General features: G+C 68.7%; 4 protein-coding genes and 1 pseudogene. All 5 read left to right on the forward strand.

Annotated features, from left to right (window positions below; all coding sequences use genetic code 11):
* Positions 1-1,199 (forward strand): NAD(P)-dependent oxidoreductase (locus tag ACIBUY_RS42625; RefSeq protein WP_365580889.1); only part of this gene is annotated, 1,199 nt, incomplete at its 5' end.
* A 177-nt stretch (positions 1,200-1,376) separates the two neighbouring features.
* Positions 1,377-1,910 carry a carboxymuconolactone decarboxylase family protein gene (locus ACIBUY_RS42630; protein ID WP_399155552.1) on the forward strand — a complete coding sequence of 178 codons (534 nt, stop codon included), beginning with the start codon at positions 1,377-1,379 and terminating at the stop codon, positions 1,908-1,910.
* A gap of 81 nt (positions 1,911-1,991) precedes the next feature.
* Positions 1,992-2,774: a dienelactone hydrolase family protein gene (locus ACIBUY_RS42635; protein ID WP_399155553.1), complete on the forward strand. Its 783-nt coding sequence runs from the start codon at positions 1,992-1,994 to the stop codon at positions 2,772-2,774.
* 171 nt (positions 2,775-2,945) lie between these two features.
* Positions 2,946-4,856, forward strand: a complete 1,911-nt coding sequence (locus ACIBUY_RS42640; RefSeq protein ID WP_399155554.1) for a 2-oxoacid:acceptor oxidoreductase subunit alpha — start codon at positions 2,946-2,948, stop codon at positions 4,854-4,856.
* Positions 4,846-5,114: pseudogene (locus ACIBUY_RS42645) on the forward strand (2-oxoacid:ferredoxin oxidoreductase subunit beta); the annotation flags it as partial. The gene ACIBUY_RS42640 and the pseudogene ACIBUY_RS42645, both read left to right, overlap by 11 nt.

The following is a 5,114-nucleotide window of genomic DNA, read 5'->3' on the forward strand; positions in this document are numbered from 1 at the left end:
GGAAGCGCAGCAAGTACACGGGAGTTGAGCTCGCCGAGAAGACCCTCGGTGTCGTCGGCCTCGGCCGCATCGGTGCTCTCGTCGCCCAGCGCATGGCCGCGTTCGGCATGGAAGTCGTCGCGTACGACCCGTACGTGCAGCCCGCGAAGGCCGCGCAGATGGGCGTGAAGGTGCTCTCCCTCGACGAGCTGCTCGAGGTCTCCGACTTCATCACCGTGCACCTGCCCAAGACCCCCGAGACCCTCGGCCTGATCGGCAACGAGGCGCTGCACAAGGTCAAGCCGACCGTGCGCATCGTCAACGCCGCGCGCGGCGGGATCGTCGACGAGGACGCCCTGTACGCCGCACTGAAGGAGGGCCGCGTCGCGGGCGCGGGCCTCGACGTGTACGCGAAGGAGCCGTGCACGGACTCCCCGCTCTTCGAGTTCGACCAGGTCGTCTGCACCCCGCACCTGGGTGCCTCCACGGACGAGGCGCAGGAGAAGGCCGGTGTCTCCGTCGCCAGGTCGGTGCGGCTCGCGCTCTCCGGCGAGCTCGTGCCGGACGCGGTGAACGTGCAGGGCGGCGTCATCGCCGAGGACGTCAAGCAGATCCTGCCCCTCGCGGAGCGTCTGGGCCGGGTCTTCACCGCGCTCGCGGGCGAGGTCGCGGTCCGTCTCGACGTCGAGGTGTACGGCGAGATCACCCTGCACGACGTGAAGGTGCTCGAACTCTCCGCGCTGAAGGGCGTGTTCGAGGATGTCGTCGACGAGACGGTGAGTTACGTGAACGCGCCGCTGTTCGCGCAGGAGCGCGGCGTCGAGGTCCGCCTGATGACCAGCTCCGAGTCGCCCGACCACCGCACGATGGTCACCGTGCGCGGCCTCCTGCTGAACGGTCAGGAGGTCTCGGTCTCCGGCACGCTGGCAGGCCCGAAGAACGTACAGAAGCTGGTCGCGATAGGCGACCACGACCTCGACGTGGCCCTGACCGACCACATGATCGTGCTGCGCTACGAGGACCGTCCCGGCGTCGTCGGCTCGCTGGGCCGCGTCCTCGGTACGACGGGCATCAACATCGCGGGCATGCAGGTGGCCCGCGCCGCGGCCGGCGGTGAGGCCCTGGCCGTGCTCTCGGTGGACGACACGGTGCCCGCCGACGTCCTGGCCGAGGCGGCCACGGAGATCGAGGCCGACTGGTGGGTGACCTTCCCGCAGTAGGGGCTGCGCGGGCGACGAGACCGGGGGCGGTGCGGCGACATCGCACCGCCCCCGGTCTCAACTCGTCGAGTGGTGAAGGAAGTTCTTCTCCGGAACCTGTCACATCTTCCCCGGTCGATCCGTCCTCCTGGTGAAGACGCCGATCAGGCCGACAGGCCCCCGCCGAGGAGTCCAGCCATGACGAACACCGAGACCACCGAGACCGCCGAGACCGCCGCGAGCACCGCGACCACCTCTATCTCCCGGATGCCGAACCCGGCCGAGTTCGTGCCCGAGCTGAACGACATCAGCGCCGCGCTGTTCAGGGCCACGGGCAACCACTCGGTGCCGCGCACCACGATGAGCCTGGTCCACCTGCGCGCCGGACAGATCGTCAACAACACCTACCTGACGATCCTGAACACCGGTTTCCTGCGCAAGGCCGGCGAGACGGAGGACCGCATCACCGCGGTCGCCTCCTGGCAGGACGCCCCGTACTTCACCGCCGCCGAACGCGCGGCCCTCGCCCTCGTCGAGGCCACGCTCCAGCCCACTCCGACCGGCAAGGAGCGCGTCTCCGACGCGCTGTACGCGGAGGTCGCCGCGCACTACGACGAGAAGGCACTGGCCACTTTGATGATCGCGATCGGCCAGATCAACTTCTTCATCGCGCTCGCCGTCATCGGCAAGCCGCAGCCGGTCACCTCCCTCGCGCAGCAGCAGTGGGACTGAGACCTCAGAGGGACAGCCGCGCCGCTCTGCCGCCGGCAGAACAGCGGCAGGACCGGGCTCGACGATCACTACGGTCCAGTCATGACGAAGAAGACGACGAAGACGAAGAAGACGCCGGGGACCACGAGGACGCTGGGGACCACGAGGACGACGCGTACGGTCGAGTACCCGGCCGACGGTTTGACGATGATCGGGCACCTCGCGCTCCCGGCCGGTGCCGACCGCCGCCCCGCGGTGCTGCTCGGACCGGAGGGCACGGGGCTCAGCGACGTAGAGCGCCGCCGGGCCGATGCGCTCGCCGAGCTGGGATACGTGGCGCTGGCCTTCGACCTTCACGGCGGGCGCTATCTGGGCGACCCCGAGGAGATGCTGGCCCGTTGCATGCCGCTGCTCGCTGATCCCGACCGGATGCGGGGCATCGGCCACGCGGCGCTCGACGTGTTGCGCGCCGAGCCCAGGACCGACCCCGACCGGATCGCCGCCATCGGCTACGGCACCGGGGGCGCCATCGCGCTGGAACTCGGGCGGGACGGCGTCGACCTGCGCGCGATCGGGACCGTCAACGCGACCATCACGGGCCGACCGGGCGAGGCAGCGCGCATCCGCTGCCCGGTGTGGGCCGGGGTCGGCTCGGAAGACCCGATCATGTCGCCCGCGCAACGAGCCGCGTTCACCGCCGAGATGCAGGCCGCGGGCATCGACTGGCGCCTCTCGGTCTACGGCGGCGCCCTGCACGCCTTCCACCACCCAACGGTCGACCACACCGTGCGTCCCGGCGTCGGCTACCACCCACTGCACGCGCAGCGAGCCTGGCGCGACGTCGTCGACCTGCTCGCCGAGTGCCTGCCCGTGACGACGGACTGAACGCCTTCAGGGCGGACTGAAGGGAGGACACGAGTGCTCCTCTAACGACCCTCACTAGCTTCAGGCTCAGGTGTACGCACGATCCGGTGCCGCGCGCGACCGACTTTGGACCGAAACGGATCGAACGGATCGAACGGACCGACAGGAGCCGACCTACACATGTCTGTGGAAATGACCGGGCCGCCCGTGACGGGGACGCTACCCGGGACGGGGACGCTGTCCGAGAAGGACGTACGGCGCCTGGACCGGGTGATCATCCGGTTCGCGGGTGACTCCGGTGACGGCATGCAGCTGACGGGTGACCGTTTCACCTCGGAGACGGCGTCGTTCGGCAATGACCTTTCGACGCTGCCGAACTTCCCGGCCGAGATCCGGGCGCCCGCGGGCACGCTGCCGGGTGTCTCGTCGTTCCAGCTGCATTTCGCCGATCACGACATCCTGACCCCCGGGGATGCGCCGAACGTGCTGGTGGCGATGAACCCGGCGGCGTTGAAGGCGAACATCGCGGATGTGCCGCGGGGCGCGGAAGTGATCGTCAACACGGACGAGTTCACCAAACGGGCGATGTCGAAGGTGGGGTACGAGGCGTCGCCGCTGGAGGACGGTTCGCTGGACGGCTTTCATGTGCATCCGGTGCCGTTGACGACGCTGACGGTGGAGGCGCTCAAGGAGTTCGCGCTGTCGCGCAAGGAGGCCGAGCGCAGCAAGAACATGTTCGCGCTGGGGTTGTTGTCGTGGATGTATCACCGGCCCACGGAGGGCACGGAGAAGTTCCTCAGGCAGAAGTTCGCGAAGAAGCCCGAGATCATGAAGGCCAACTTGGCGGCGTTTCATGCGGGTTGGAACTTCGGTGAGACGACGGAGGACTTCGCGGTCTCTTACGAGGTGGCGCCGGCGGCGACGGCGTTCCCGACGGGTACGTATCGCAACATCTCGGGGAACCTGGCGCTGTCGTACGGGTTGATCGCGGCCTCGAGGCAGGCGGATCTGCCGCTGTATCTGGGCTCGTATCCGATCACTCCGGCCTCCGACATCCTGCACGAGCTGTCGAAGCACAAGAACTTCGGTGTGCGCACCTTCCAGGCGGAGGATGAGATCGCCGGGATCGGTGCGGCGCTGGGTGCGGCGTTCGGCGGCAGCCTCGCGGTGACCACGACCAGCGGTCCCGGTGTGGCGCTGAAGTCGGAGACGATCGGGCTGGCCGTAAGCCTTGAACTGCCGTTGCTGGTCGTCGACATCCAGCGCGGCGGCCCGTCGACGGGGCTGCCGACCAAGACCGAGCAGGCGGATCTGCTGCAGGCGATGTACGGGCGCAACGGCGAGGCCCCGGTGCCGATCGTCGCCCCGTGCACCCCGGCGGACTGCTTCGACGCGGCGATGGAAGCGGCCCGGATCGCGGTCACCTACCGCACCCCGGTCCTGCTCCTGTCCGACGGCTACCTGGCCAACGGCTCCGAGCCGTGGCGCATCCCGGAGATCGATGAACTCCCGGACCTGCGCGTCCAGTTCGCGACCGGTCCGAACCACACCACCGAGGACGGCACCGAAGTCTTCTGGCCCTACAAGCGTGATCCGGAGACCCTGGCGCGGCCGTGGGCGATCCCGGGCACGCCGGGCCTCGAGCACCGCATCGGTGGCATCGAGAAGCAGGACGGGACCGGGAACATCTCCTACGACCCGGCCAACCACGACTTCATGGTCCGCACCCGCCAGGCGAAGGTCGACGGGATCAAGGTCCCCGACCTGGACGTGGACGATCCGTCCGGAGCGGCCAACACCCTTGTCCTGGGCTGGGGTTCGACCTACGGCCCCATCGCGGCAGCCGTCCGCCGGTTGCGGAGCGCGGGTGAGTCGATCGCGCAGGCCCACCTGCGCCACCTCAACCCCTTCCCCCGCAACCTGGGCGAGGTCCTGGCCCGGTACGAGCACGTCGTCGTCCCGGAGATGAACCTCGGCCAGTTGTCGATGCTGCTGCGCGCCCGCTACCTGGCCGACGTACAGCCCTTCACCCAGGTCAACGGCATGCCGTTCAAGGAAGAGCAACTCGCCAACGCGCTGGAGGCGACACTCCATGGCCACTGAACTCCGCCTCCTTCCCAAGGACTTCAAGTCCGATCAGGAAGTGCGCTGGTGCCCCGGCTGCGGTGACTACGCGGTTCTCGCCGCGGTCCAGGGCTTCATGCCCGAGCTCGGCCGCGCGAAAGAGGACATCGTCTTCGTCTCCGGCATCGGCTGTTCCTCGCGTTTCCCGTACTACATGAACACGTACGGGATGCACTCCATCCACGGCCGTGCCCCCGCCATCGCCACCGGACTCGCCTCCTCCCGCCGGGACTTGAG

It is taken from the genome of Streptomyces sp. NPDC050085 (assembly GCF_044460595.1).
GTDB lineage: Bacteria > Actinomycetota > Actinomycetes > Streptomycetales > Streptomycetaceae > Streptomyces.

Bases quoted from the DNA above. Each gene is read 5' to 3' on its own strand.
- ACIBUY_RS42630 (WP_399155552.1), top strand. From the start codon at position 1,377: ATGACGAACACCGAGACCACCGAGACCGCCGAGACCGCCGCGAGCACC.
- ACIBUY_RS42635 (WP_399155553.1), top strand. From the start codon at position 1,992: ATGACGAAGAAGACGACGAAGACGAAGAAGACGCCGGGGACCACGAGG.
- ACIBUY_RS42640 (WP_399155554.1), top strand. From the start codon at position 2,946: ATGACCGGGCCGCCCGTGACGGGGACGCTACCCGGGACGGGGACGCTG.